This window comes from Nonomuraea sp. NPDC003709 (genome assembly GCF_040610775.1).
Lineage (GTDB): Bacteria > Actinomycetota > Actinomycetes > Streptosporangiales > Streptosporangiaceae > Nonomuraea > Nonomuraea angiospora_A.
Map to the genome: position 1 here is coordinate 107439 of NZ_JBEXMW010000001.1, position 25509 is coordinate 132947.

Annotated in this window: 23 protein-coding genes; 8 read left to right on the forward strand and 15 right to left on the reverse strand. The window is 72.0% G+C overall.

From position 1 onward, the window contains the following. Positions 1 to 192: 192 nt before the first annotated feature. On the forward strand, positions 193 to 672 hold the full coding sequence (locus tag ABZX61_RS00605) for an ATP-binding protein (protein WP_355190344.1): 480 nt from the start codon (positions 193 to 195) through the stop codon (positions 670 to 672). A gap of 52 nt (positions 673 to 724) precedes the next feature. Here ABZX61_RS00605 and ABZX61_RS00610 read toward each other — a convergent pair whose 3' ends face one another. Continuing rightward, positions 725 to 2128 carry an MFS transporter gene (locus ABZX61_RS00610; RefSeq protein ID WP_355190346.1) on the reverse strand — a complete coding sequence of 468 codons (1404 nt, stop codon included), beginning with the start codon at positions 2126 to 2128 and terminating at the stop codon, positions 725 to 727. Between the two features lie 81 nt (positions 2129 to 2209). Here ABZX61_RS00610 and ABZX61_RS00615 point away from each other — a divergent pair, with 81 nt between their 5' ends. After that, positions 2210 to 2680, forward strand: coding sequence for a helix-turn-helix domain-containing protein (locus tag ABZX61_RS00615; RefSeq protein ID WP_350731111.1), 471 nt, complete (start codon positions 2210 to 2212; stop codon positions 2678 to 2680). Positions 2681 to 2695: 15 nt separating this feature from the next. Here the strand turns inward: ABZX61_RS00615 and ABZX61_RS00620 are convergent, their stop codons facing one another. From ABZX61_RS00620 to ABZX61_RS00665, 10 genes are all read right to left on the reverse strand, one after another. Further along, positions 2696 to 4447, reverse strand: a complete 1752-nt coding sequence (locus ABZX61_RS00620; protein WP_355190348.1) for a hypothetical protein — start codon at positions 4445 to 4447, stop codon at positions 2696 to 2698. Positions 4448 to 4453: 6 nt separating this feature from the next. After that, the gene (locus ABZX61_RS00625; RefSeq protein ID WP_355190350.1) at positions 4454 to 5125 is read right to left on the reverse strand and encodes a polysaccharide deacetylase family protein; all 672 of its coding nucleotides are present in this window, start codon (positions 5123 to 5125) and stop codon (positions 4454 to 4456) included. Positions 5126 to 5190: 65 nt separating this feature from the next. After that, positions 5191 to 5889 carry a class I SAM-dependent methyltransferase gene (locus tag ABZX61_RS00630; protein WP_350731117.1) on the reverse strand — a complete coding sequence of 233 codons (699 nt, stop codon included), beginning with the start codon at positions 5887 to 5889 and terminating at the stop codon, positions 5191 to 5193. 3 nt (positions 5890 to 5892) lie between these two features. Then, on the reverse strand, positions 5893 to 7104 hold the full coding sequence (locus tag ABZX61_RS00635) for a glycosyltransferase (RefSeq protein WP_355190352.1): 1212 nt from the start codon (positions 7102 to 7104) through the stop codon (positions 5893 to 5895). Between the two features lie 109 nt (positions 7105 to 7213). Then, positions 7214 to 9397 carry a hypothetical protein gene (locus ABZX61_RS00640; RefSeq protein WP_355190354.1) on the reverse strand — a complete coding sequence of 728 codons (2184 nt, stop codon included), beginning with the start codon at positions 9395 to 9397 and terminating at the stop codon, positions 7214 to 7216. Beyond that, the gene (locus ABZX61_RS00645) at positions 9394 to 10614 is read right to left on the reverse strand and encodes an acyl-CoA reductase (protein WP_350731123.1); all 1221 of its coding nucleotides are present in this window, start codon (positions 10612 to 10614) and stop codon (positions 9394 to 9396) included. The genes ABZX61_RS00640 and ABZX61_RS00645 overlap by 4 nt, the downstream gene beginning before the upstream one ends. Further along, positions 10614 to 11639 carry an acyl-protein synthetase gene (locus tag ABZX61_RS00650; RefSeq protein ID WP_355190356.1) on the reverse strand — a complete coding sequence of 342 codons (1026 nt, stop codon included), beginning with the start codon at positions 11637 to 11639 and terminating at the stop codon, positions 10614 to 10616. Before ABZX61_RS00650 ends, ABZX61_RS00645 begins: the two co-directional genes overlap by 1 nt. Before the next feature lie 16 nt (positions 11640 to 11655). Next, the gene (locus ABZX61_RS00655) at positions 11656 to 12963 is read right to left on the reverse strand and encodes an AMP-binding protein (protein WP_350731127.1); all 1308 of its coding nucleotides are present in this window, start codon (positions 12961 to 12963) and stop codon (positions 11656 to 11658) included. Beyond that, positions 12963 to 13721, reverse strand: coding sequence for an SDR family oxidoreductase (locus ABZX61_RS00660; RefSeq protein WP_355190358.1), 759 nt, complete (start codon positions 13719 to 13721; stop codon positions 12963 to 12965). The genes ABZX61_RS00655 and ABZX61_RS00660 overlap by 1 nt, the downstream gene beginning before the upstream one ends. Continuing rightward, complete coding sequence (locus tag ABZX61_RS00665) at positions 13696 to 13944, reverse strand: acyl carrier protein (RefSeq protein ID WP_350731131.1); 249 nt, start codon at positions 13942 to 13944, stop codon at positions 13696 to 13698. The genes ABZX61_RS00660 and ABZX61_RS00665 overlap by 26 nt, the downstream gene beginning before the upstream one ends. Before the next feature lie 441 nt (positions 13945 to 14385). Here ABZX61_RS00665 and ABZX61_RS00670 point away from each other — a divergent pair, with 441 nt between their 5' ends. The 3 genes from ABZX61_RS00670 to ABZX61_RS00680 are packed head-to-tail and all read left to right on the forward strand — an operon-like array spanning position 14386 to position 18486. After that, a complete protein-coding gene (locus ABZX61_RS00670) occupies positions 14386 to 14943 on the forward strand; it encodes a hypothetical protein (RefSeq protein WP_350731133.1) in 558 nt (185 codons plus the stop codon). Beyond that, positions 14940 to 16547 (forward strand): hypothetical protein, encoded by a 1608-nt coding sequence (locus tag ABZX61_RS00675; protein ID WP_355190360.1) that lies wholly within the window; start codon positions 14940 to 14942, stop codon positions 16545 to 16547. The genes ABZX61_RS00670 and ABZX61_RS00675 overlap by 4 nt, the downstream gene beginning before the upstream one ends. Before the next feature lie 52 nt (positions 16548 to 16599). Continuing rightward, positions 16600 to 18486, forward strand: coding sequence for a glycosyltransferase family 2 protein (locus ABZX61_RS00680; RefSeq protein ID WP_355190362.1), 1887 nt, complete (start codon positions 16600 to 16602; stop codon positions 18484 to 18486). Here ABZX61_RS00680 and ABZX61_RS00685 read toward each other — a convergent pair. Both ABZX61_RS00685 and pseB read right to left on the reverse strand, forming a co-directional pair. After that, complete coding sequence (locus tag ABZX61_RS00685; protein ID WP_355190364.1) at positions 18483 to 19607, reverse strand: aminotransferase class V-fold PLP-dependent enzyme; 1125 nt, start codon at positions 19605 to 19607, stop codon at positions 18483 to 18485. The two genes, ABZX61_RS00680 and ABZX61_RS00685, sit on opposite strands and share 4 nt — an antisense overlap. Next, positions 19607 to 20584 (reverse strand): UDP-N-acetylglucosamine 4,6-dehydratase (inverting), encoded by a 978-nt coding sequence (gene pseB, locus ABZX61_RS00690; RefSeq protein ID WP_355190366.1) that lies wholly within the window; start codon positions 20582 to 20584, stop codon positions 19607 to 19609. Before pseB ends, ABZX61_RS00685 begins: the two co-directional genes overlap by 1 nt. 104 nt (positions 20585 to 20688) lie before the next feature. Between pseB and ABZX61_RS00695 the strand changes: the two genes are divergently transcribed. Further along, on the forward strand, positions 20689 to 21417 hold the full coding sequence (locus ABZX61_RS00695; RefSeq protein WP_350731143.1) for a glycosyltransferase family protein: 729 nt from the start codon (positions 20689 to 20691) through the stop codon (positions 21415 to 21417). Continuing rightward, positions 21414 to 22379, forward strand: a complete 966-nt coding sequence (locus ABZX61_RS00700; RefSeq protein WP_355190368.1) for a hypothetical protein — start codon at positions 21414 to 21416, stop codon at positions 22377 to 22379. Before ABZX61_RS00695 ends, ABZX61_RS00700 begins: the two co-directional genes overlap by 4 nt. Here ABZX61_RS00700 and pseI read toward each other — a convergent pair. Both pseI and ABZX61_RS00710 read right to left on the reverse strand, forming a co-directional pair. Further along, positions 22360 to 23403, reverse strand: coding sequence for a pseudaminic acid synthase (gene pseI, locus ABZX61_RS00705; RefSeq protein WP_350731147.1), 1044 nt, complete (start codon positions 23401 to 23403; stop codon positions 22360 to 22362). The two genes, ABZX61_RS00700 and pseI, sit on opposite strands and share 20 nt — an antisense overlap. Further along, entirely contained in the window at positions 23400 to 23891 is a 492-nt protein-coding gene (locus ABZX61_RS00710; protein ID WP_355190371.1) for a GNAT family N-acetyltransferase, read from the reverse strand. The genes pseI and ABZX61_RS00710 overlap by 4 nt, the downstream gene beginning before the upstream one ends. 147 nt (positions 23892 to 24038) lie before the next feature. Here ABZX61_RS00710 and ABZX61_RS00715 point away from each other — a divergent pair, with 147 nt between their 5' ends. Then, positions 24039 to 25487 carry a glycosyltransferase family 2 protein gene (locus tag ABZX61_RS00715; RefSeq protein ID WP_355190373.1) on the forward strand — a complete coding sequence of 483 codons (1449 nt, stop codon included), beginning with the start codon at positions 24039 to 24041 and terminating at the stop codon, positions 25485 to 25487. The last annotated feature ends 22 nt before the right edge of the window (positions 25488 to 25509 follow it).

Genomic DNA, 25509 nt, shown 5'->3' on the forward strand with positions numbered 1-25509 from the left:
GGAACCCCTGACGTCCGGACTACGTAGGTACCTACGTAGTCCGGAATAGGTGCCTTTATGGGGATTTTTCACCTCTTCTCCAGGGGGCCCGCCGAGGCATTCTCGTGGTGTGAGCAATTCACGCTCACCTGAAGAGAGGACCGGAGGGAACCGGACGGCAGCCACCTCAGCTGCTATACGGGGTGCAGGGCAATGAACAGCGTTACGCGGACCAGCAGCCACACGACGGCCACCAGCCACAGCCCGGCAACACGCCGCACGGCTTCGTGGTGGCTGACGCCTGACCTCGGCTCGGTGCGTACCGCCCGCCGGCTGACCCGCGACAAGCTGACCGACTGGGGCTTCGACGACCAGATCGAAGTCGCGGAGCTCCTCGTCAGCGAACTGGTCGCCAACGCGCTGGACCACGCCCACGGACAGGTCCACCTCGGCTTCTCCGCCGAGAACGGCCTGCTGCGCTGCGAAGTCGAAGACGAGAACCCCCAGCTGCCCACCATGCGCACCGTCGACCTCGACGCCGAGCGCGGACGCGGGCTCTTCCTGGTCGACACGCTCTCCGGCTCCTGGGGCGGTACGCCCACTCCCCGCGGCAAGGCCATCTGGTTCGAACTCCCGGCATTCGCCGAAGCCGAAGTCGACTCCTTCGAGGCATTCACCCCGATGGCAGCCTGAGAAACAGACAGGCCGGTTCCGTGTGGGAACCGGCCTGTCTGAGGCGGGGCGGTCAGGCGGACACCGCCACCGGCTCCCGGTCCCTGGCGAGCTTGGGGAGCATCGTGAGCGCCGCCGCCAGACCGACCGCGGCCAGCAAGGTCGAGCCCAGGAACGCCATCCGGTAGCCCGAGACCAGCGCCTCCGGCGCGGGGGAGCCGCCCGTGACCCCGGCAGCGATGGCCACCAGCACCGCGATGCCGACCGAGATGCCCACCTGCGTCGTCACGTTGAACAGGCCCGACACCATCCCCGACTCCTCCGGCGAGGCGTCCGAGGTGGCGGCGACGGTCACCGCGCCGACCAGGAGGCCGAAGCCGAAGCCGGTCAGCAGCTCGGCGGGAAGCAGGACCAGCAGGTAGTCGACCTGCACCCCCACTCGCAGGTAGAGCGCCGCGCCCACCAGGATGAAGGCCATGCCGGCGGCCGTCGTCGTGCGCAGGCCGTACCTGGTCAGCACGCGTCCGCCGAGGAACGAGGCGGTCAGCGCGATCGTCGCGGGGATCGCCAGCGTCGACAGGCCCGACAGGGTGGCGCTGTAGCCGAGCACGAGCTGGGTGTAGAGGCTGAGCAGGAAGGCGACCGGCTGCATCGCCATGGCCACCAGGAACATGATCACGTTGCCCGCGCGGAGCGTGCGCCTGCGGAAGACGTTCAGGGGGACGAGCGGGTTGGCCGAGCGGTGCTCGATGGCGAGGAAGGCGACGATGAGGGCGATCGCGACGGCGCCGACGCCGAGCGTCCTGGCCGAGGTCCAGCCCGCCTCCGCCGCGTCCACCAGGGCGTAGATGAGCAGGCCCAGCCCGGCGGTCGAGGTGACGGCACCGGCCACGTCGAAGCCGCGGGTCCGTTCGGCGGAGCGTGCGGCGGGCAGCAGTACGAGCGCCAGCGCGGCGACGCCCAGCCCGATGGGCGCGTTCACCAGGAACACGGAACGCCAGCCGAACCAGTCGGTGAGCAGTCCGCCGAGCACCAGCCCGGCCGAGGCGCCCATGCCGCCGACGGCGCCCCACAGCCCCATCGCCTTGTTGAGCGCCGGGTCGCCCTTGAAGATCGTCATCACCAGTGACATCCCGGCGGGCGCCACCAGCGCGCTGGCCAGCCCCTGCACCGCCCGTACGGCGATCAGCAGCACGCCGGACGCGGCCACGCCGCCGATCAGGGACACCGCGCCGAACAGCAGCATCCCGGCGATAAAGATCCGGCGCCTGCCCACGTAGTCGGACAGCCGCCCGCCGAGCAGCAGCAACCCGCCGAACACCAGCGAGTACGCCGTCGTCGTCCACGACAGGTCCTGGGCGTTCATGCCCAGCTCACGACCCATGTGCGGCATCGCGATGCCCACGATCGTAGAATCCAGGATCAGTACGAACTGGGTGGTGGCCAGTAGTGAGAATGAGGCCCATTTGTTCTTCATGACCAAGTCTTCCTAGGGGAACGATTTGTAACAGTGGCCATGATGTGTGACCATCGAGGTCAACCGGAAGAAGGCACTTTCATGTCCCAGAGGAACACCGCTGTACCAGAGCAGCTCAGGACGTTGGACGACGCGCAGGCGATGATCGAGCAGGGCTTCTGCCCCATCCCGCCGCGCGAGATCCTGGACAAGATCGCCGGGAAGTGGGCCATCCAGATCGTCGTGGTGACCGCTCGCGGGCCGAGGAGGTTCACGGAGCTGGAGCGGGAGATCGAGGGCATCAGCCGCCGCATGCTCACCCTCACCCTGCGCAATCTGGAGCGCGACGGGCTGCTGGAGCGCACGGTCTATCCGACGGTGCCGCCCAAGGTCGAGTACCAGGCCACGCCGATGGCGCTGGAGCTGTACGAGGCCATGCTGACGCTCACCAACTGGTCGCGGAAGCACAGCGCGTGCGTGGCCGCCTCCCGGGAGCGATACGACGCCCGCCAGGCCGCGGAGGAGACGCCGGGCTTCGTACCCGCTCCGGGACGCTTCCCCGCCACCGTCTGAGCCCGGTCCGCCGGCCTACTCCCGATCGCCCTCCCGCCCAAGCGCTCCCGTCCCGCCCGACGCGCCCGGGGCTTCCGGCTCGCCCGGGGCTCCTGGTCCATTCGGCTCGCTCGGCTGAGGGTCTGGCGTCACGGGCTCCGAGAGCGACGCCGCACGAGCCGTGCGCTCACCCAGCTCGGGCCCGTGACCCGCAGCCCCGTGAGCCGTGGCCTCGTCCGCCGACGGCGCATCCGGCGCGGCGGCCGGAGGTGCGTCCGGCGCGGGGGCATTCCCTGAGGGCGCGTCCGGGGCGGGCTCGGGTGTGCCGGGCTGTGGCAACGGGGGCCGGGGCTCGGCAGGCTTGCGGCGTAGTACGCGCCCGACCCCCCGTACCGAAGCCACCACCAACCGCCCCACACCCCCCAGCAGCAACGGCACCAGCAGCACCCCCACGAAGATGGGTGAGGCCATGTACCGGAAGTCCTGCGCCGAGATGTTGGCCAGCACCGTGAGCTGCTGCCCGGCCACCACGGCCGCCACCCCCAGCACGTACCGGTTCCGCAGCGCCAGCGCCCCCAGGGCCACCGCCAGGTACGACACGTACGCCCACAACGCCCCCCGCCACAGCACCCAGTCGTACTGCGGCGCCAGCGACCCGGTCAGCCACGGATCGGCCACCTGGTTCAGCTCCCACGACTGCGGCCGAAGCGAGTAGACCCACCGCCCCGGGAAGTCGGGCACCTTGTTCGGCCCGACATAGGTGTCGGCGTTGGGCCGCAGCGAGAACCGGTACGTCATCCCGCCGATGGCGAACTCGTCCTGCACGGGCCGCCACGCGATCGCCCCACGGCACAGCCGGGTGTCGATGATCATGCGGGGTTCGGAGATCAGCAGCCGTTTCCACAGGCCGAGCAGCTCGGAGGCGTGCGCGTCGGCCTGCGGCCAGCTGAAGTCCCGCCGCCAGATCAGCGGGTTGATCGTGTAGCAGGTGCCGCCGTCCCACCACCGCGTCAGCGGCGCCACGGTGGCCATCAACGCCTTGTCCTGCTCGGTGAACAGCTCGGGACGGTCCCGGTACGCCACCGCGATGTCGCCGAAGGCCGTGTGGTACACGTACGTCTTGGCCGGGGCCATGATGCCGAACTGCGGGAAGACGAGGTTCGTGAGCAGGAGCGGCAGGGCCGCGGCGAAGGTGCCGACGAGCAGCAGCCGTACGCGCATGGTCGTGACGATCACCAGCAGCGCGAGGACGGCGACGCCCACGACGAGGAAGCCGTTCGCCCGGAAGAGCCCCAATACGGTGAAGAGCAGCCCGAGCCCGACCAGCGTGGGCACGGTGACGGCGCGTCTGGCCGCGATCCGGGCGCACACGCCCGCGACGGCGATCGCGCAGATCGTGAACGGCACGTCCTTCCACAGCGTCACCGAGAACGCGCCCACGGGCGGCGCCAGCGGCATGAGCATCGCCACGAGCGTGGTCGGCAGGCGTGGCGCGCCGAGCGCCTTGAGCGACTGAGCCAGGTACGTCAGCGCCGCCGCCATGGCGGTGGTCTGCGCGAACGTGACCGCGCCCAGGTCACCCGTCTTGGTGAAGCTCAGCGACAGCAGCGCGTCGTAGAGCACCGAGTGGTCGCTCACCCAGGGGCCGACGACGGTGTGGCTGAGGTAGAGGACCGAGTCGCGGCTGAACAGGCCGGGGTAGAAGGCCGCCCACCAGCAGGCGAGGACGGCCTGAATGATCAGAAAGGTCGGGATCGCGACCCACGGCCTTGGCTTCGCGGTGCCCATGGCCCGTCAGGGGTAGCTCACTCCGGGCTCGGGTTTCTTGCCGCGTAGCAGGGTGGGCACCGTGACGAGGTGGTAGCCCTGCTTCTTGAGCTCCTTGAGGATGGACGGCATGGCCTTCACGGTCGCCGGGACCGTGTCGTGCATAAGAATCACTCCGTCGCGCTTGGCCAGCCTGAGCACGGCGGCCTTGATCTTCTTGGCGTCACGCAGCTTCCAGTCGAGCGTCGTGCCGGTCCAGAGCACCTGCGCGAGCTCCACCTGGTCGGCCAGGCCCAGCACGCGGTCGTCGGTGTGCCCGTACGGCGGGCGGAACATCGCCGGCCGCAGCCCCGTGGCCTGCTGGATGGCTTCCTGCGTGGTCTTGAGCTCGTCGAGGATCTGGTCGTCGAGCAGTGTCGGCAGGGAGGCGTGCGACCAGGTGTGGTTGCCGATCGCGTGTCCCTGCGCCAGTGTCTGCCTGGCGATCTGCGGCCGCTGCTCCACCTGCTTGCCGACCAGGAAGAACGTGGCCTTGACCCCCTCCTGCTTGAGAAGCTTGAGCAGGGTCGGGGTGCCCTCGCCCGGACCGTCGTCGAACGTCAGCGCCAGGCACTTGACCCGGTCACAGTCGACCGTCGCCGCCTGGGCGGGCAGCGAGGTCGTGGCCAGCACGGCCGCCAGCAGGGCATGAATCACCACGGATCACAGCCTAAAGCCAATGCGCGCACACCGTGGAACACCCCCACGTCTCGGTCTGAATACGCTCATCTCCCGAGCCGGGCCCGCAGGAACAGCGTGACGCCCTTGAGCGACTTGACCGGCAGGTACCGCTCGGCCCGCACGACCGCCGACAGCCCCGCGTTGACCAGGAGCGGCATCTTCCGCAGGTCGCTGCCCCTGGACCGGCGCCGGTGCCGGGCGACGAGGGGACGGAGCAGCACGTTCCAGCTCCAGACGCGATCGACCTTCAGCCCGGCCTGCTCCACCACGACGGTCAGCGACTCGCGGGCGTAGCGGCGCACGTGCCCGACCGCGTCGTCGTGGGCCGACCACAGCGCCATGTCGCACGGGACCGCGATCAGCGCGTGCCCGCCGGGCGCCAGCACCCTGGCGATCTCCTCCACGACCAGGTGGTCCTCGCGAACGTGCTCCAGCACGTCGAACGCGGTCACCAGGTCCAGGCTCCCCGGCTCGAACGGCAGCGCCCGCGCGTCGGCGCGCACCGCCTTGAGCCCGCGCTGCCTGGCCACCTCGACCGCCGTCGCGCACGAGTCCGTCGCGGTCGCCTCCCAGCCCGCCTCGACCAGCACTCTGGTGTTCCCGCCGCCGGCGGCGCCGATGTCCAGCGCCCGCCCAGGACGGCCCAGCCCGCGCAGCTCCCTGCGCAGGATGGCCCGGCGCTCGCGGTACCACCAGTGACGGTCCTCGAGCGCGATCAGGCGGCGGATCTCAGTGGTTTCCATCGATCAGTTCCTCGTACGGGAGAAGACCCAGCGGTCCAGGGCGGTGAAGCGGATCAAGGTGAGCAGGCAGTACGTGCCGGCGACCGCGCCGACCTCCGCCAGCCGCCCGGCGCCACGGGGCAGCGCGAGCACGGCCATGGTGGTGAGGGCGTAGTTGGCCAGGAAGAGCGTCGCCGCCCGCACGTGCATGGCGGTGCGCCGGTGGAATGTCCAGCGGCGGTTCGCCTCGGTGCCGACGACTCCGGTGAGGACGAGCGCGGCGAAATTCGTCATTGCCGGCGACCAGATATCGCGCAGCGGCAGATAAATGAGCGCGTACAGAATTGCGGAAACAATGCCTAGCACGGCGAACGAGGTGAATTTCGCCGGCGTCACCGCGCGGGGCCGCGCCACCACCGCGTCCGGATGCGTGGGCGTCAGCTCGGACCGCGCCACCTCGACGCGGGCCCGGCCCATCGACATCGACCAGGCGACCCTGGCCAGCCCCTTCAGGTCGTCGACGGCCGTCCTGACGATCTTCACGCGCGAGTCGGTGTCCTCGATCCAGTCCACCGGCACCTCGTGCACGCGCAGGCCGTTGTGCTCGGCCAGCAGGAGCAGCTCGGTGTCGAAGAACCACGAGTCGTCCTCGACCTTGGCCATCAACGGCCTGACCACGTCGGCCCTGGCCGCCTTGAAGCCGCACTGGGCGTCGCTGAAGCGGACGCCGAAGCCGTACCTGAGCAGGGCGTTGTAGCCGCGCGACACCACCTCGCGGCGCAGCGAGCGGCGGGTGCGCGCGCCACGCGCGAGCCGCGTGCCGATGGCGATCTCGGAGTGGCCGCCGGCCACCGAGGCGACCAGCGGGAACAGGGCGCCGAGGCCGGTGGACAGATCGACGTCCATGTACGCCACGATGTCGGCGGGGCTGTCCTGCCAGGCCGCCCGCAGCGCCGCGCCCCGGCCCCGGATGTCGAGCCGGCGGACGTGTACGCGCTCGAACTGCCCGGCCAGCTCGTTGGCGACCGGCCAGGTGGCGTCGGTGCTGCCGTTGTCGACGATCGTGATGCGCCACGGCAGCGGGAAGCCGTCGCCGAGGAAGCGGGCCAGCGTGCGGACGCAGCCGGGCAGGGCGCGTTCCTCGTTGAGCACGGGGATGACGATGTCGACGCTCGCCAGCCGGGCCGTGGTGTCGAGAACGCGGGGGCTCGGCTCCGTCGCGGCACGCGTTTTCATGGGAGTTCCTGATCCTGATCGGTGGCCGTACGTCCACGAAAATGCTCCTGGGGTCGTCCAGCGTGGCGCGGGCCGTTTCTCCGCAGCATTCCGTGAGGGGGAGAGACTTTTACCGGGCGGTGAGCCGGTAAACGGAGAAGGACGAATTGCGGAAGCGCAGTCGCGCGTATTTCCCCAATTCCGGGTTCATCCCGGTGAAGAGCCACTTGACGCCGTAGACCTCGGCGAGGCGCCGGACGTTCTCCGCCGTGGGCGCCCGGAAGACCGCGTCGTTCGCCGCCAGCCGTACGGGATCCGCGAACGGCACCTCGAGATACGGCGAGACGAACAGCTCGGCCCGCGACAGCGTGCTCTCCGCGTACGCCCATCCCTCGACCAGCACCCGCCGCTCGGTGAACCCCGACACCCAGTAGTGCCGGCTGTCGCACCCGGGCGCTTCGACCGGGCGGCAGTGCAGGTCGGTGGCCACCACGTCGCCGGGCGAGGAGTGCGCACGCAACCACCGCCCCGCTCTCAGCGCCCCCGCGGGGATCTCCGCCTCGCGGCCCTCCGGCACCACCCGCAGGACCAGCTCGCGCGCGGAGGCCGGCACCGCGTACCCCGCCAGCAGCGCCACCACCGCCACCACGGCGGCGCGCCGCCACACCAGCACCGCCGCCGCCACCACCCCGAGCACGAGGTACGGCACCACCACCCGCACCGCCGCGTCCCCGGGCACCACGATCCACGTGGCGAGCAGCGCGACCCCCGCCCCAGCCGCGACCATGCCGACCGACATGGCCCACGGCACCCGCCGCCCGGCCACCCCGCACACCGCGGCGACCGACAGGTAGGGCCGGACGCTCTCCAGGAAGTAGAGCTGCGAGTCCGACGGATGCCCGAGCAGCACCGCCGCGCCGACCCCCGCCGCCCCCATGCCGAGCAGCAGCGACATGGACGGCTCCAGCGCCCGCCGGCCCAGCGCCACCACCCCGCCCCACACGCAGAGCAGGCAGAACAGGTGCACGACGGTCAGGACCAGCAACGGCGTCACCGGCACGGCGGCCAGCTCCGGCGCCGCCACGCCCGTCACCAGCCCCCAGAGCCCCCGCATCGCCGCGAACGGCGCGATTTTCGTCCCCTGGGACCCCCGCCCGAACACCACGAGCTGCGCGACCAGCAGGCACGCCAGCGTGATCCCGGCCACGCCGAGCCACGCGCCCGGCACCCGCCGCTCCACCGCCCACCGCACGGCCACCACGACCAGCAGCCCCGCGAGCAGCAACGGCAGGAACGTGGCCTTCGCCCCGGTCAGCGCCAGCAGCAGCACGACCAGCGCCGCCCAGCACCGCCGCCCGCCGGTCAGCAGCAGCACCACGGGCGCGAACAGCAGCGCCCCGAACGTCTGCGTCGGGCTGGCCCAGGCGGTGAACATCGGCCGCGTCGTGAAGACCACGTCCTCCTGAAGGACCGGCCCGAGCAGGAAGTACGCGACCCCGGCCGCCGCGACCCCGGCTCCCCAGCTCCCGCCCAGCCGCCGCCCGAGCACCGCCACCAGCACGACCATGGCCGCCGTCATCGGCAGCGTGGCCAGCCGGTAGACCAGCGTCACCGGCTCGATCCCGGTCACCCAGCTCGTGGCGGCCAGCTCGGCGTAGACGAACCAGTGGTAGGAGAGCCGCTCGCCCAGCACGGACGGCAGCGTGGGCGGCACGTGGTGCTTGACCTCGCCGACCAGCGCCAGGTGGTAGGGCAGGTCCACGTACGCGGCGGAGACCGGCACCCGGTAGAGGTTGAGCGTGCTCCACGCGATCAGGTAGGCGACGACCGACGCCAGCGCCCACGCGCACCACGCGGGCATGCGCTCCCCGGCGGCCCTGCCCGCCGACATGCACCGCGCGGGCATTGGCTCCCTGGCGGTCCCGCCCCGCCAGTGCCGCCGCAGCCGGGGCACGCAGGCGAACGCGCAGAGCACCCCCGCGGACGGCACCAGCACGAGCAGCGGCACCCCGGCCGCCCTGGCCGGGAGGTAGGCCAGGACCTCGACCGCGTACCCCATCGCCAGCCCGGCTGCCACGTCCTCGGCCGTCGACCTCCCGCCGCCGGTCAGCGCCCGCCACAGCAGCGTCCCCGGCAGTGCCACCCCGGCCCCGAGGTAGGCCGCGAAAACGGCCAGGTCGCGGGCGGAGACCCCGCAGCACAGGAACACCACCACCGCACCGGCGCACACGACCCCCGCGGGCACCCACCCGAGCCACCGCCCGGACGACGCCGGCCACCGGGCGAGCCAGGCCGTGGGGGGCGCGAACGTCATCTGATCACGGTCACCAGTCGCGTGAACTCGGCCGGGAGATCGAACCCGTCCCACACCCGATGGAAGCTCAGCGCGCTCCCGATCGGCACCATGCGATCGACCCCGCGCCCGCCCAGCTCTCTGGCCAGCCGCTCCAGCTCGGCCCTGGCGAACCCGAAGTGCGTCATCGTCTGGTCCCGCCGCTCGACCAGCGAGCCCAGCTCGGCCAGCGACCCGAGCCTGGCGTGCGCGAACGTACCGGCGCCCAGCCACTGCCTGGGCGCGGCGGCGGCGGCCGACAGCGTGACGTTGGCCAGCGCGTTGCCCCGGAACTCGATGCTCTCCGCCAGCCCGTCGGCGGCCAGGCCGTAGGTGGAGACCCGTTTCTCCACGGCCATCGCGGCGTCGACTCCCCACCCCCGGACCGTGACCACGCGCGACACGTGCTCGCAGAAGTCGGCCCGCGCCGTGTCGCAGTCGCCCTCCGCGCCCACCCAGAACACCGTCCTGGGCGAGGAGCAGGCGGCCTGGTCGAACCAGTAGGTGTCGTTGACGAAGCCTTCGGCCACGGTGACCCGCGCGGCCCTGGGCGCGCACAGCCAGGCCGCCGCCCCCACGACGGCGAACGAGGAGCGGTCGGGGAAGACCAGGTCGCGGGCGTGCGGGGCGAGTGAGTGCCGCCGCATCTCCTGTACGGTGCGGTCGCCGCCCCACACCACCCGCAGGTCGCAGGCGGCGGAGAGCGCGGCGGTGACGGAGTCGCTGCGGCCGTAGGAGACGATGCGCTGGGTCGCCGCTATGACGGGATCGGCGTCGGCCAGCGCGTCGTGCAGCGTCTCCAGGATGACCTCGGCGACCGCGCCGGAGCGCGGCGAGAGGCGCACGATGTTGCGGTTTCCCATCAGGGCCGACAGGGCCCAGGAGTAGACGAAGACGGTGTCGACGTTGGCGGGCGGGATGTGGAAGACCATGCCGCGCGGGACGCGTACGTGCTCGCCGGCGAGGCCGTCGACGGTGCGGGCCAGCTCGCTGGGGCGCAGGAAGAAGCCGAGCGAGCCCAGCTCGGGATGGCGCCGCGCCAGCGCGGGCCGCAGCAGCCGCTTGCCGAAGCCCGAGAGGAACTCGCGTACCCGCTCGTCGCCCACGTCGAGCCCGCCGCGCAGCTCACCCAGCAGGTCCTCGGCGGACACCGGAGCGGCGGCGGGAAAACGCACGTCGAGCTTCGGGTCGTCCAGCATCAGCCCCGCCCCATGGTGTCGCTGCAGCCGCGCGCCTCGGCCCTGGGCAGCCTGCCCAGCACCTCGAACCGCTTGCCCGGCCAGCACCCGTCGTCGACGCCGTGCACCACGCCCAGGTCCTCGGTCAGCAGGACGTGGCCCGGGTAGGACGTGGGCAGCGTGCTGACGACCTCGATCAGCCCCGGCTCGCCGACGGGGACCTCCTGCCAGGTCTCCGGGTCGCGGACCACGACGTCGGCGAAGTCGGGGCAGTAGAGCCCGTCGCCGTCGGGCCCCTCCAGGAAGACGGTCCCGATCTGCTCGACCATCCCGTAGAAGTTGTGCACCCGGGTCAGCCCGCACTCGGCCGCCAGCCGCCGCCGGAACTCGGCGTTGTCGACCGCCTGCTCGGCCAGCCGCTTCCACCCGCCGGAGTGGACCAGCACCCCCTGCGACAGGTCCGCCCCGAGGTCGCGCAGGTGGAGCCAGACCATGAACGTGAACCCGAAGATCAGGAACCGCTCGCCGCCGTAGCGCGCCAGGAAGCCCTTGACCGCCTCGGCGTCCAGGTGGCCCCGCTCGTCGAGCACGAACGTGTGGTCCCTGCCGAAGTTCATCATCCCGAGCACCCCGGCCCCGCGGGCGCTCAGCGTGGGGTCGCGGACGACCGAGCGGCTGTCCACGACCAGCATCGGCAGCCGCCGCTCGCCCAGCACCTCCCTGAGCGTGGCCGCCAGCATCCGCGGCTGCGCCGCGGCGGCCTCGCGGTCGAGGTAGACCCGGCTCGGCCGCTGCCCGGTGGTCCCGCTGGAGGTCAGCACCCTGAACACCTGGTCCTCGGGCACACTGCGCAGCTCGTGCGTCTTGAACAGCCGCACCGGCAGCCAGGGCAGGTCCGCGAGCCGCTCGTACGGGGGGCCGGCCTGAATGGCGTCGAGCACCCGCCGGTAGGGGGCGCAAGCCCGCCGATGCCGCTCGGTCAGCGCCGCGAGCTCGCTCACCAGCGCCGCCTCCCGCTGGGGCTCCGCCAGACTGAAAACGCTCATCCGTCACCCTCCGCCGTCATGTGCGGGACTCCAGGGCGCGGTAGTCGATCTTGCCGGTGGCCAGGAGCGGGAGGCTGTCGACGGCGCGCACGTCGAACCCGCTCCAATGGACCCGCAGCTCGGCGCCCAGCTTGCGGGCCAGGCCCGCGCGGCCGGCCGCGTCGAGGCCCTCGGCCCACACCGTCACGCGGTCGTCGCCGCTGGTCGCAGCCACCGGGACGGAGCCGCGCAGCAGGCGTTCGACGTCGTCGAGGTTGACCCGCACGCCGAAGATCTTGGCGATGCGTTTCAGCCGCCCGGTGAGGTAGAGGAAGCCCTCGGAGTCGAGCCGGCCCAGGTCGCCGGTGCGCAGCACCCCGCCCAGGTCGTCGCCCCTGGCCAGGTCGGCGGCCGTCTCGGCGTAGCCCATCATGACGTTGGGCCCGTGGTAGACGACCTCGCCCTCGTCGACGGTCAGCCGCCCGCCGGGGATGGCCGGCCCGGCGGAGCCCGGTTTGTCGGCCAGCCGGTCGGGAGGCAGGACGGCGATCCGGGCCGTGGCCTCCGTCTGCCCGTACATCACGAAGAACCGGTCGGCCTGGCCCGCGAACTCCTGGACCAGGTCCTGGCCGAGCCGCCCGCCGGCCTGCGTGAGCGTGGCGAGCGCGGGGTGCTCGGAGCGGTCGTAACGCAGCCTCCGCAGCATCTCGTACTGGTAGGGGACGGCGGCCAGCGACGTGCACCGGTGGGCGTCCAGATGGGTCCAGAACGACCGCTCCAGCAGCCCCGCCTCCGTCAGCATCACCGTCGCCCCGACGATCAGGTGACTGTTGAGCACGGACAGCCCGTAGCTGTAGTGGAGTGGCAGGCTGGTGGGCGCGATCTCGTCGGGGACGATGGCCAGGGCCGTGGCGATGGCGGTGGCGTTGGCCAGCACGGCCTGGCGCGACAGTCGTACGAGCTTGGGGTTGCCGGTCGAGCCCGAGGTGGCGAGGAGCACGGCGAGGTCGGGGTGCGGCTCGGGCACGTCGCGGCGCGGCGGCGGCGAGCCGTCGGCCGCGTGCGTGAACCCGAGCAGCGCCGCCGGCCTGAACCGGCCCACCAGCTCGGCCAGCGCCCCGGGAGCCAGGTCGGGGTCGAGCAGCGCGATCGGCCGGCCCGACCGCCAGGCGGCGAGGTAGCGCAGGACGGACGTGAGGTTGTTGCGCATGCCGCAGAACAGCGGCCCGGGCCGCAGCCGGGTCAGGGCCTCCGCGGTGCGCGCGACGTGGCCGGCCAGCTCGTCGCCGCCGAGGCCCGCCGCCTCTCCCGCGACGACGAGCCGGGCCTGTGGGTGCGGGAACATCACAGCACCAGCCCGCCGTCGACGCCGATGACCTGGCCGGTGACGAAACCCGCGTCGGGCGAGAGCAGGAACGCGGTCACGCGGGCGACGTCGGCGGGCGTGCCGAGCCGCCCGAGCGGGGTCGCGGCGACCGTGGCCACCCGGCTCTCCTTGTCGAGCGTGGCGAGCATGTCGGTCTGGATGTAGCCGGGGGCCACGGCGTTGATCCGGATCCCGGCGGGGCCCAGCTCCTTGGCGGCGGCCTTGGTGAGGCCGATCACGGACGCCTTGGTGGCGGAGTAGACCGCCTGGCCCGCGCCGCCCATGCGGCCCATCACCGAGGCGACCAGGACCACCGCGGGGGAACTGCCCCGCCGCAGCAGCCTGAGCGCGGACTGCAGCGTGTACGTCGCGCCGACCGCGTTGACCTGGAAGAGCCGTTGGACCGTGTCGTGGTGGGCCATGCCGAGCGGGCCGGCCGCGTGGATGCCGGCATTGATCACGAGGGCGTCGAGGCGGCCGTGGCGCTGGTAGATCTGCCGCATCACGGCCGAGACGGCGGCGGGGTCGCCGACGTCGCAGGCGACCGAGTCGGTCACCCCGCCGGTCTCCTCCGCGACCTCGGCGGCGGCCTTCGCGGCGCGCTCCTCGCCGCGGCCGTGGAGCACCACGTCGTGGCCCGCCCCGGCCAGCGTGACCGCCACGGCCCGCCCGATGCCCGCCGTCGAGCCGGTGACCAGGACGACCCTGGGCTCAGCCGGCGGCGGCGCCGACGCCATGCTTCTCCAGCAGCCCGGCCGCCTTGGCGAACGAGCTCATGTCGATCATCTCGTCGGTGTCGATCATGACGGAGAACTCGTCCTCCATCGCGGCGATCAACGCCATGTGGGCCAGCGAGTCCCACTGGGGGATGGCGCGGTATTCGAGCCCGTCGACGTAGGTGTCGGCCGGAAGGTTGAGCGCGCTGCGGAAGACGGCCCGCAGGCGGTCGAGATGACTCATGATCACTCACTCTCTGTCCTCAAGCCACGACGTAGTGTAGCGGGAATTGCGCGCCAGGAGAAAACCAAGACCCCCTCTCGGGTAATGGAACCGTATAACGAGGCGTGGCACCCGTTGAGGGCTGGGAATGTCGGACGGGACACGGTCCACCGTACGGGGGGAATGATGGACGAATCCAATCACTGGTACGGGCACTCTCGCATAATCGGCCGATACTGCGGCCTTCCGGATGAGACGCCGAAACGAATCCAGGGCTTCCTTCAGCACGGATGGAACTATCTCCACGGATTTCCGCCCAACGACCACTGGTGCAGCCCTGGATATCCCCGTTTCATCTGGTCTGACGTGCTACGTCGCCGAGGCTGGTCGATGGGCCGCAGGGGGCACTACCTCATCGGCGCGCCATGGATATACCTCCTTCATCTGGAGCCTGAGCTGGGCGTGGTCCCCGAACGCAAGGGTACGATCTGGTATCCCTTTCATGGCTGGGAAAAGCATTCCGTCAGTGGTGACCATGCCCGGTTGGCCGACGAAATCCGAAATGTCGAGACCGGTCCGGTCACGGTCTGCCTTTATTGGCTGGAATTCGCGAATCCGGACATTCGGCGAGCGTACGAATCGAGGGGATTCCGGGTCACCTGCCATGGCGAGCGCGGCTCCCGGTGGGAGGGAAAGGGACGCGACTTCCTGCGCAAGCAGCTGGTCCAGTTGCGACGCCACCGCAGGGTGGCCTCCAACCGGCTCGGCAGCGCGCTGTTCTACGGCGCCTCGGTGGGATGCGAGGTGGCGGTGTACGGGGATCCGATGCAGTTCGAGGACGAGCGTCCCGAGTACGGGGGGACGGCGCGCCGCATGCGGCTCTGGCCGGAGCTGCACGGCACGCGCGTCGACACCGAGCTGGCGTCGGAGGTGGCGCGGCGCGAGCTGGGATTCGAGTATCAGGCGACACCGGAGGAGCTACGGCGAATGTTCGGATGGAAACGGGGGGCGCGCACGTGATCACGGGGGAGGCGCCCGAGAACGTTCGGTTGATCGGCGGGGAGATGCTGCTGTGGTCCGACATGTCCAACATGGGCGGCATAACGGACTGGCGGGGCACGGCACTGGAGCTGGTCGGCCGGCTCATCCCCGACAGCGGCAGGGTGCTGCTGGTCGGCCCGCATCCGCAGGTGCTGGTGGACGACGTGGTCGCGCGGGCCCCGTCGGCGGCCGTGCTGCTGCGCTCCTACCCTGACGCCTGCGCCCTGGGCGAACGGCACCCGGGACTGGCGGTGTTCTGCGGGCGGCTGGAGGTGTTCGCCATGGAGCAGCCGTACGACCTGGTGCTGGCCCTCGACGGGCTGCTGCGCACGCACTCCGCCGAGGCTTCGGCGGCGGCGTGGAGCGAGTCGCTGGCGGCGCTGGCCGAGCTGGTCGCGCCCGGGGGGCGGCTGGTGCTCGGCGTACGCAACGACCTGGGCGTCGATCGGTTCCTGGAGGCCAGGCCCGCGGACCGGGAGGGCGCCGACGACCAGTGGGCGCCGCACGGCTTCGACCCGAGTTACCCCAGCGGGCCCGAGGCGCTCGACCGCGGGCTGGAGTCGGCGGGGCTGCGCGTGCGGCGGTGCTACGCGGCGTATCCGGGCAGGCAGGCGCCCCGGGCGCTGCTGTCCCGCGAGGCGCTGGCCGCCGACCTGCCGGACGCCCTCACGTTCCCGCTGAGCGCGCGTGGCGGCGACCGCATGCTGGTGGCAGACCCGCTCCGGCTGACCCGCCTGGTCTTCCGGCACGGCCTGGGCGAGGAGCTCGCGCCGCTCTGGCTGGCCGTGGCCACCGCCGCTTCAGACGATGACGGCCACGTGGAGCTGCCGCTGGGGCTGGTCGAGGAGGGCTCCGCCCTGTACGAGCTCACCGCCGGCGGCGCCAGGCGGCTGCCGGACGGCGAGGAGCTGCCGATCCCGGCCGGCCGGGTCGTCGAGGAGATCCTCGTCGAGGCGTGCGCCCGCGAGGACGTCAGGACCGTGCGCGAGTTGCTGGCCCGGCTGGCCGAATGGCTGGAGGCGGGCGGCGACGTGACGGCCGCGACCGACAGCCTGGTGTACGACGGCGAGCGGTTCGCGGCCATCAGCCCAGCCGCCGAGCCGTCCACCCCGCCCGGCCCGAAAGTCGTCCTGTGCCGGATCCTGTGGCGGTTCGCGGTCAGGCTGCTGGCGGCCGGTCACCACCACCCGTGGCCGTGGCCGCTGGAGGCCGACCAGCTCGCGCTGACCCTGTGCGGCATGGCCGACCGTCCCTGCGACCAGGGCGACCTCGACCGTGCCCGCAAGCTGGACGTGGAGCTGGGCTGCCCCGCCGAGGTGGCGGAGCACGCGCCCACGTACCGGGATCTGCTGGGCGCCCGGGACCGCCTGGCCGACCAGCTCACCGCGGCGCTGGCCAGGATCTCGCGCCTGGAGACCAAGCTCTCCTACCGCGAACGCGAGCTGGTCAGGGCGAAGGCCAAGCTACGCAGGACCCAGCGCAAGGCCAGCGCCTTCCGCAGGACGCTCGGATATCGCCTCTCCCGCCGCCTGGCGCGCCCCGGCAAGGTCGCCCGCAAGGTCATCCGCCTCCTGTCCGGCTGACGCGGCAAGGACGCAGGCGAGAGGACGCAGGACAAAAGGAAGAGGAATAGGTGTGCCGGTTCTTTCGGTGATCGTTCCGTTCTACAACGTCGAGAAGTACATCGGACCCTGCCTGGATTCCATCGCCGCGCAGACGCTGGGCGATCTGGAGGTGATCTGCGTCGACGACGGCAGCGTCGACGGCGGCCCGGCGGTCGTCGAGTCCAGGCAGGCGGCCGACCGCCGGATAAGTCTCATCAGGCAGGACAACATGGGCGTGGGCCGCGCCCGCAACGTGGGCGTACGCCGGGCGACCGGCCGCTACCTGGCCTTCGTGGACGGTGACGACACCGTGCCGCGCGACGCGTTCAAACGCCTGGTGACCTCGCTCGAGTCCACCGGCTCCGACCTGGCCTGCGGCAACGTCATGCGGCTCTACCGCAACCTGCTCATGCCGTCGTGGGCCCACCGGGAGGCGTTCGCCAAGCCGGTGAAGAGCACCCACATCACCCGCCACCCGCTGCTGATCCGCGACCGCATGTTGTGGAACAAGGTCTACCGCCGCTCCTTCTGGGAGCGCCTGGGCCTGAGCTTCCCCGAGCGCATGTACGAGGACCAGCCCGTCGCGATGGCGGCCCACGTGGGAGCGAGGTCGGTGGACGTGCTGGCCTCGGTCGTCTACCACTGGCGGCAGCGCGACGAGCCGGGCAGCTCGATCACCCAGCGCTGCCTGGAGCCCGACAACCTGCGCGACCGCCTCCTGTCGGTGCTGGAGACCGCCTCCCTGCTGGGCCGAGGGGCGCCGGCGCTCAAGGCGGACTTCGACCGCGACACGCTGGACATCGACATGGCCGTCGCCGTGGAGGCCATGGCCGCCATGGGCACGACGGCGGACCCGGCCCTGCTCGACATGATCGTCCGCTACCTCGACGGCGTGTCGCGCGAGGCCTGGCACAGCATCCCGTTCGCGCAGCGCCTCCAGGTCCACCTGCTGCACCGGCGCCGCCTGGGCGAGCTGGCGTACGTGTTCACCCAGGACCGCTGCGGGCAGCTGCAGCCGCGCGTCGGCGCGGCCGGGCTGCTGCGCAGGCGCTGGTACGCCAGGCACCCGTCGATGCCGCCGCACCTGTCGGAGGTCTCCGGCGAGCTGGCCCTGGTCCCCCGGCTGGTCGACCTCGACTGGCGCGACAGCGTGCTCTGCGGCGCGGGCCGGGTGGCGGTGGGCCGGTTCGACGTGGGGGAGCTGCGCCGCATGCGGGTGCGGGTCTGGCTGGAGGAGCGCAGGACCGGCGCGACCATCCCGCTGTCCGACAAGGAGAGCGCGCCCACCTGGGAGAACGTGGTGCAGGAGGACGGCGGCGCGCTGCCGGAGCACGCGTTCCCGTTCCGCTTCGCGTTCGATCCGGCCGTGCTGACATCCGCGCAGCTCGCCAGGCGCGGCCGCTGGGACCTGCGCGTGCAGCTCAGAGGGCATGGGCTGCGGCTGGACGGCCGGGTGGCCGGGCCGCGCTGGCTGCCGCCCCTGATTCCCGCGCCGAGGCGCAGGTCGGGCGTGTGGGTGGTGCCGATCCGCAGCGCCAAGGGCGCCTGGGGCCTGCGCCTGCGCAAGGCGCGGGCGGTCATCGGGGAGTGCCGGGTGGACGGCGGCGACCTGGTGTTCTCGGGGGAGATCACCGACATCGGCGACGGCGAGCCGGTGCTGCGGCTGCGGCGCAGGAGCGACGGCGAGGAGATGTACTTCCCGGTGGCGCTGGCGGGGCGCGACTTCCACGCGCGGGTGCCGCTGGCCGACATCGACGAGAGCGTCGGCCACGAGTCGTGGTGGGAGGTCGTCATCGACCAGGGCACACCCATCCGCCCGCTGGTGCGGACCGGGCAGCGGCCGATCGCGACCGTCGCGGCCAGGCGCTTCCTCGTCGACCGGGGCGAGGACGGCTGCCTGCTGCTGGCGGAGCGCTAGCGCAGGATCGCCGCCAGGGTCTCCGCGACCCGGTCCTGCTGGGCGTCGGTCAGGTCGGGGAACAGCGGCAGCGACAGCTCCTCGGCGTAGTACGCCTCCGCCCGCGGGCAGAGCCCGCGCCGGTAGCCGAGGTCCTCGAACACCGGGTGCCAGTAGGCGGGCACGTAGTTGACCTGCACGCCGATGCCGGCGGCGCGCATGCGGTCGTAGACCTCGCGCCGCCGGCCGTCGCGGACCCTGACCGGGTAGAGGTGCCAGCTCGGCCGCACGTACGCGCGCTGCGCGGGCAGCGTCAGCCCCGGCACGTCGCGCAGCAGCGCGTCGTAACGCGCGACGAGCTCGCGGCGCCGCTCGCGGAAGCCCTCCAGCCGCCGGAGCTGGCTGACGCCCAGCGCGCACAGCACGTCGGGCAGCCGGTAGTTCAGCCCGAACTCGTGCACCTCCTGGTGCCACCCGCCCACGTCCGGCTCGCGCTGGTCGGCGGGCTCCCTGACCAGGCCGTGGTTCCTGAAGCGGGCAGCCCGCCGGAACCGCTCGGGGTCGGCCGCCGCCACCGCCCCGCCCTCCGCCGTGGTCACGGTCTTGGTCGGGAAGAACGAGAAGGCCGTCAGGTCGGCCAGGGCCCCCACGGGCCGGTCCTTGTACGCGGCCCCGATCGAGTGTGCCGAGTCGGCCATCAGCACCGCCCCGGCCGGGTCGGCGACCGCGCGCAGCTCGTCGTAGTCGGCGGGATGGCCCGCGTAGTCCACCGCCGTGACGACCCGCGTCCTCGGGGTGACCACGGCGGCGACGGCGTCGGGGTCGAGGTTGCCCGTGTCGGGCTGCACGTCGGCGAAGACCACCCGCGCGCCCAGCAGCGCGGCCGCGGCGGCCGTGGCCACGAACGTCAGCGGCGAGGTGATCACCTCGTCGCCCGCCCGCACCTCGGCCGCCACGTAGGCGACGTGCAGCGCGGCCGTCCCCGACGTGACCGAGACGCACGGCACGCCGCCGGTCCAGCGGGTCAGCTCCGCCTCGAACCTGCCGACCGCGGGCCCGGTGGTCAGCCAGTCGCCGCGCAGCACCTCGGCGACCGCCTCGATGTCGGACTCGACGATCGACTGCCGTCCGTAGGGGAGCATCAGCGGGCCACCATGGCGCGCAGGTCGTCCACCGAGAGCCATTCGTCGTTGGTGTCGGAGCGGTAGGAGAAGCCCTCGGGCAGCGGCTCGCCGGTCTGCGGCGGCGTGTAGCCCCAGGTCGCGATCGTGGGCTGGACGATGTAGCGGTCGGCCAGGCGCAGCGTCCTGCGGCCGTCGTCCGGCCCGATCATCTCCTCGTGCAGCTTCTCGCCCGGCCTGATGCCGATCTCGTAGATCGGGCTGTTCGGCGCCAGCGCCTCGGCCAGGTCGGTGATGCGCATGCTCGGCAGGCGCGGCACGTAGAGCTCGCCGCCCCGCATCAGGTCGAACGAGTCCACCACGAACCGGACCGCCCGGTCGAGCGTGATCCAGAACCTGGTCATGCGCTTGTCGGTGATCGGCAGGCTGGCGCCCTGCTCGGCCAGGCGCAGGAAGAGCGGCACCACGGAGCCCCGGCTGCCGACGACGTTGCCGTAGCGGACGACGGAGAAGCGGGTCTCGTGGGCGGCGGCGTAGTGGTTGGCGGAGACGAAGAGCTTGTCGGCGACCAGCTTGGTGGCGCCGTACAGGTTGATCGGGCTGGAGGCCTTGTCGGTGGAGAGCGCGACCACCTTGCGCACGCCGCTGTCGATCGCGGCCTCCACCACGTTCTGTGACCCTGCGACGTTGGTGCGGACGTACTCGAACGGGTTGTACTCGGCCGTGTCCACCTGCTTGAGCGCGGCCGCGTGGACCACGTAGTCCACGCCGTGCATGGCGCGGGCCAGCCGGTCGCGGTCCCTGACGTCGCCGATGAACCAGCGCAGGCGCTCGTCGTCGCCGAAGAGCTGCCTGGTCTCGTACTGCTTGAGCTCGTCGCGGGAGAAGACCACCAGGCGCCGCACCCCCAGCGAGTCGAGTGCGTTGCGGATGAACGCCTTGCCGAAGGACCCCGTTCCTCCGGTGATCAGAATCGACGATCCACTGAGAATGCTCACGTGGCCCCCTGGGTTCGCGCTTACGCGCAGTAGTCGTTCGAGCAGGGCGGTAGCATAGCGCGATCGATAAGCGACACACGGTCACACGGGGGATTGGGGCATCGGTGCGCATTGTCGGGATTGTTCAGGCGCGGATGGGCTCGACACGCCTGCCGGGCAAGGTGCTCCGGGAGCTGGGCGGCCGGTCGGTGCTGGAATGGGTGGTTCGCGCCGCCCGCGAGGCGGGCACGCTCGACGAGCTCGTGGTGGCCACCACGACGGAGCAGGCCGACGACGCGGTCGTGGCCGAGTGCCGCCGCCTCGGCGTGTCGTGGCACCGGGGGCCGGTGGACGACGTGCTGACGAGGTTCATGGAGGCGCTGGCGGGGCGGCGGTGGGACGCGATGATGCGGTTCACGGCGGACTGCCCGCTGCTGGACCCGGCCGTGATCAGGGAGGCGGCGCTGGTGTTCCGCGCCGTACGCGGGCTCGACTACCTGAGCACCGCTCTGACGCGGACGCTGCCGCGCGGGCTCGACGTGGAGATCGTGGGCAGGGGCGCGCTGGAGCGGGCCGACACCGAGGCCGCCGACTTCCACCGCACCCACGTGACCTCCTACGTCTACTCGCATCCGGACGACGCGCGGCTGCTCGGGCTCGCCTACCAGCCGGTCGCCGGCGACCTGCGGGTGACGCTCGACACCGAGGACGACTGGCGGCTCATCACCCGGGTGGTGGACGGCCTCGGCGACCGGTGCGTGCCGTTCGGGACGCTGGTGAGCTGGCTGCGGGAGCGCCCCGAGGTCTGCGGGCTCAACGCCCACGTCCAGCAGAAGGAGCTCCAGGACGCGTGATCCGGGTCGGCTTCCGGTGTGACGCCGGGGTGCGCAGCGGGGTCGGCCACCTGGTGCGGTGCGTGGCGCTGGCCGAGGAGCTGCGCGCGCGGGGCATCGAGGTGACCTTCCTCGGCGAGGTGCGCGGGTCCGCCTGGGCGCGGGCCCAGCTGCGCGAGCGCGGGCTGCCGCTGGTGCCCGCCCCCGAGGAGCCGTCCCGGCTGGCGGCGCTGGCCCGGGAGCTCCGGCTGGACGCCGCGGTCCTCGACTCGTACGAGCTGCCGGAGGGGACGGGGGCGGCGCTGCGGGGAGCGGGCCTGACCGTGCTGGCGATCGTGGACGGCGACCCGCTGGGCCAGGAGGCCGATCTCTACCTGGACCAGAACCTCGGCGCGGAGCGCCGCCCCTTCCCCGTGCCCGCCCGGCGCCTGGCCGGGGCGCGTTACGTGCTCCTGCGTGACAGCGTGCGCGGGCTCGGGCGGGCACAGCCGGCGGGGCCGGTTCCGCGCGTGCTGTGCTTCTTCGGCGGCACCGACAGCGCCGGCGTGGCCCCCGCCTGGGCCGGGGCGCTCCTGGCGGCCGGGGTGCCGTTCGAGGCGACGGTCGTCAGCCCTGCGCCCTTCGAGGCGGGCGGGCCGATCGCCGTGATCCCGCCGACGGACCGGCTGCCCGAGCTCATGGCCGGGGCCGACCTCGTCGTCACCGCCGCCGGCTCGGCCGTCTGGGAGCTGCTCCACCTCGGCGTGCCCACCGCCCTGACCTGGGTGGCGGACAACCAGCTCATCGGCTACGAGGAGCTCGTCGGCCGGGGCGTCGCGGCCGGGCTCGGGCGCGCGGCCGACGCCGCGGCGGTCGGCGTGCTCGCCCGCCTGCTCGCCGGCCCCGCCGCCCGCGAGGAGCACGGGCGGCGGGGCCGCGGCCTCGTGGACGGCAAGGGCAGGGAACGCGTCGCCGACGCGCTCCTTAGATCAGATCCCAGGTGAACGGCGTGCCGTAGGGCACGTCCTTGGTGAACTGCCGCCCCATGACCACCGTGGCCGTGTCCGGGGGCAGGCCGCCCGCCGGCCGGATCGACCGTACGTTCGCCGGGGACACCACGTCGCCCTTGCGCACGTCCTGCACCACGTAGAGCGACCGGCGGAACCGCAGCCCCTCGCGCTCCGACGGCCGCGGTCCGATGATCACCTCTCCCAGCGACAGCCACGCCCGCCGGCTCTCCACCACCAGCGCCGCCAGCTCGTCCGGCTCCAGCGAGAAGGCCGAGTCGACCCCGCCGTCGGCGCGCGACAGGGTGACGTGCTTCTCGATCATGCACGCACCCAGCGCCACCGCGGCCAGCGGCACCCCGATCCCGGGCGTGTGGTCGGAGAGCCCGACCTCCACGCCGGTGAGCGCGCTCAGCGCCATCAGCGACCGCAGGTTGCTCTCGTCGGGGGAGGCGGGGTAGCTGGCCGTGCAGGACAGCAGGGCCAGCTGGCTGGTGCCCGCTTCCAGCGCGGCGACCAGCGCGGCGTGGATCTCGCCGAGCGACGCCATCCCGGTGGAGATGATCACCGGCTTGCCGGTGGCGGCCACGAGCCTGATCAGCGGCAGGTCCACGATCTCCGACGAGGCGATCTTGTACGCCGGCACCTCCAGCTTCTCCAGGAACTCGACCGCCGTGGGATCGAAGGGCGTGGAGAACGCGATGAGCCCGTGCTCGCGCGCCCGCTCGAAGATCGGCTGATGCCACTCCCACGGCGTGTGGGCGCGCTGGAAGAGCCGGTAGAGGCTCTCGCCGCCCCACAGATCGTGCCCGTCGCCCACGCGGAACGAGGGCCCGTCGCAGTCGATGGTCAGCGTGTCGGGCCGGTAGGTCTGCAGCTTCACCGCGTGCGCCCCGGCCGCGGCGGCAGCGTCCACGATGGCCAGGGCCCGCTCCAGGCTCCCGTTGTGGTTGCCGGACAGCTCGGCGACGATGAACGGCGGGTCGTTCCGCGAGATCGGCCGCCCCTCGATGGAGATCATGACTGCTCCTTCACAAGCCGGATGGCAACGACGTCGCGGGACTCGCCGTCGACGTCCCGCAGGTAGGCCCCGACCTCCAGGAAGCCGAACCGCCTGTGCAGCCGCCTGACCGCCTGGTTGCAGGCCAGCACCTCGCCGCGCAACGTCGTCAGGCCGAGCGTCCCGAAGGCGTGGTCGATCGCCGCCCGCTCCAGGCCGATCCAGGCCCGCAGCAGCTCCCCCGACTGCTCCAGCCCCTCCAGGTCCAGGTAGAAGCCCCAGGAAGCGCTCTCGGACGACAGGCCGAAGAAGGTCACCACGCCCGCGGGGTTTCCGTCATGCTCGTAGATCAGCACGCGCTTGCGCGCGTCGGCCCGGGTGGCCTCCCACCACTGGGCGTGCTCGTCCTCTCCGATCTTGTGCGTGGCGAAGCTGGCCGCTCGTACGCGCGGATGATTGCGCCATCGCCGCATGGACGGCAGATCTTTGTCCTCGACGCCTCTCAGCACCTCTCCCCCTACTGTTGGTGTCCAATCAATTGCTCAACGTAGCCGATTATGCGTCCGGTAAAGAGCTGATCAGGGACACGGAATCCACGGAGTGGTCAAGGCATGCTGCCCTCGAACCCACATCCCGAGAGCCAAGGAGCAAATCGGATGATCCCCCTGCTCAGCGTGGTCGTCCCGATCTACAACGTCGAGCCGTACATCACGGAATGCCTGAAGTCGCTGGCCACCCAGACCCTGGACGACATCGAGGTCATCCTGGTCAACGACGGCTCCGACGACGGCAGCCGGCGCGTCGCCGCCGACTTCGTCGCGCGGGACGGCCGCTTCGTCCTCATCGACCAGCGGGACAACCTGGGGCCGGGTCCCGCGCGCAACGTGGGGATCCGGCAGGCCCGCGGCACCTATCTCGCGTTCGCCGACAGCGACGACGTCGTGCCGCCGGAGGCGTACGAGCGGCTCGTCGGCACGCTCGCGGAGACCGGCTCCGACCTGGCGTGCGGCGCGGTGGCGCGGCTCGTGGACGGCGTGCTGGAGGAGTCGATCCTGCACGAGAAGGTGTTCAGGCGGCCGGAGCTGTGCACCCACATCACCGACAAGCAGGTGCTGGTCAGGGACCGTACGGTGTGGAACAAGGTCTACCGGCGCGACTTCTGGGAGCGCAACGCGCTGGCCTTCCCCGCCGGCATCTACGAGGACGTGCCCGTCGCCATGCAGGCGCACGTCCTGGCCGGCAGCGTCGACATGGTCGGCGACGTGGTCTACCACTGGCGCAAGCGGGACGCGGGGGAGACCTCGATCACGCAGCGCCGGGCCGAGCTGCCCAACCTGTGGGACCGGCTGGCCGCCATCCGCGCGGTCCGCTCCTTCCTCGACGAGCGGGCGCCCGAGCTGCTCGACGGCTTCGACGCGCTGGTGCTGGAGAAGGACATCGTGTTCCTGTTCCAGGCGCTGGAGGAGAGCGATGAGCCGGGGGCGCTGCTGGAGCTGGCCGACGCGTGGCTGGCCACGCTGAGCCCGAAGGCGCTGGCCACCGCGCCGTCGCTGCGCCGCCTGGAGCTGCACCTGCTCAGGCGCGGCCTGGTGGCCGAGCTGCGCAAGGTACGCGAGTTCCGGCGCACCTGCGAGGACGGCACCCGCATCGTGCCGCGGGGGCTGCGCGTCACCAACTGGTACGGCGACTATCCCTTCTTCCGCAAGCGCCGCCGGCTCCGGATCCCCGACGAGGTGTTCGACGCCCGCGACGAGCTCAAAGTGGTCGCCAGGGTCGAGGAGTGCGCGTGGACCGGGTCCGAATACCGCCTGCGCGGGCAGGTGGCGCTCCACCGGGTCGACCGCAAGGTCGGCAAGGTCAGCCTGTGGCTCAGCGACGGCCGTCGCCGGGTGCCGCTGGAGGTGCGGCGCGCCGGCCGCCACGGCGTCTCCGCCGCCTTCGACCCCAAGCGGCTCGAAGGCGGCGGGCCGACCTGGCGCCTCATGGTGCGCGCCGAGACCCGCGGCCTCGTGCTCAAGAGCTGGTTCAGGGACGGGGACGCGAACTCCGCGTGGCGGTTTTCCGTGCCGGGTTGGTCAAGAAGCGGCATGGACATCACCCAGTAGTTCCAGACAGTAATCGATCAGG

Coding starts and splice junctions, on each gene's coding strand:
- ABZX61_RS00605 (WP_355190344.1), top strand. CDS start 193: ATGAACAGCGTTACGCGGACCAGCAGCCACACGACGGCCACCAGCCAC.
- ABZX61_RS00610 (WP_355190346.1), bottom strand. CDS start 2,128: ATGAAGAACAAATGGGCCTCATTCTCACTACTGGCCACCACCCAGTTC.
- ABZX61_RS00615 (WP_350731111.1), top strand. CDS start 2,210: ATGTCCCAGAGGAACACCGCTGTACCAGAGCAGCTCAGGACGTTGGAC.
- ABZX61_RS00620 (WP_355190348.1), bottom strand. CDS start 4,447: ATGGGCACCGCGAAGCCAAGGCCGTGGGTCGCGATCCCGACCTTTCTG.
- ABZX61_RS00630 (WP_350731117.1), bottom strand. CDS start 5,889: ATGGAAACCACTGAGATCCGCCGCCTGATCGCGCTCGAGGACCGTCAC.
- ABZX61_RS00635 (WP_355190352.1), bottom strand. CDS start 7,104: ATGAAAACGCGTGCCGCGACGGAGCCGAGCCCCCGCGTTCTCGACACC.
- ABZX61_RS00640 (WP_355190354.1), bottom strand. CDS start 9,397: ATGACGTTCGCGCCCCCCACGGCCTGGCTCGCCCGGTGGCCGGCGTCG.
- ABZX61_RS00645 (WP_350731123.1), bottom strand. CDS start 10,614: ATGCTGGACGACCCGAAGCTCGACGTGCGTTTTCCCGCCGCCGCTCCG.
- ABZX61_RS00650 (WP_355190356.1), bottom strand. CDS start 11,639: ATGAGCGTTTTCAGTCTGGCGGAGCCCCAGCGGGAGGCGGCGCTGGTG.
- ABZX61_RS00655 (WP_350731127.1), bottom strand. CDS start 12,963: ATGTTCCCGCACCCACAGGCCCGGCTCGTCGTCGCGGGAGAGGCGGCG.
- ABZX61_RS00660 (WP_355190358.1), bottom strand. CDS start 13,721: ATGGCGTCGGCGCCGCCGCCGGCTGAGCCCAGGGTCGTCCTGGTCACC.
- ABZX61_RS00665 (WP_350731131.1), bottom strand. CDS start 13,944: ATGAGTCATCTCGACCGCCTGCGGGCCGTCTTCCGCAGCGCGCTCAAC.
- ABZX61_RS00685 (WP_355190364.1), bottom strand. CDS start 19,607: ATGCTCCCCTACGGACGGCAGTCGATCGTCGAGTCCGACATCGAGGCG.
- pseI (WP_350731147.1), bottom strand. CDS start 23,403: ATGATCTCCATCGAGGGGCGGCCGATCTCGCGGAACGACCCGCCGTTC.
- ABZX61_RS00715 (WP_355190373.1), top strand. CDS start 24,039: ATGATCCCCCTGCTCAGCGTGGTCGTCCCGATCTACAACGTCGAGCCG.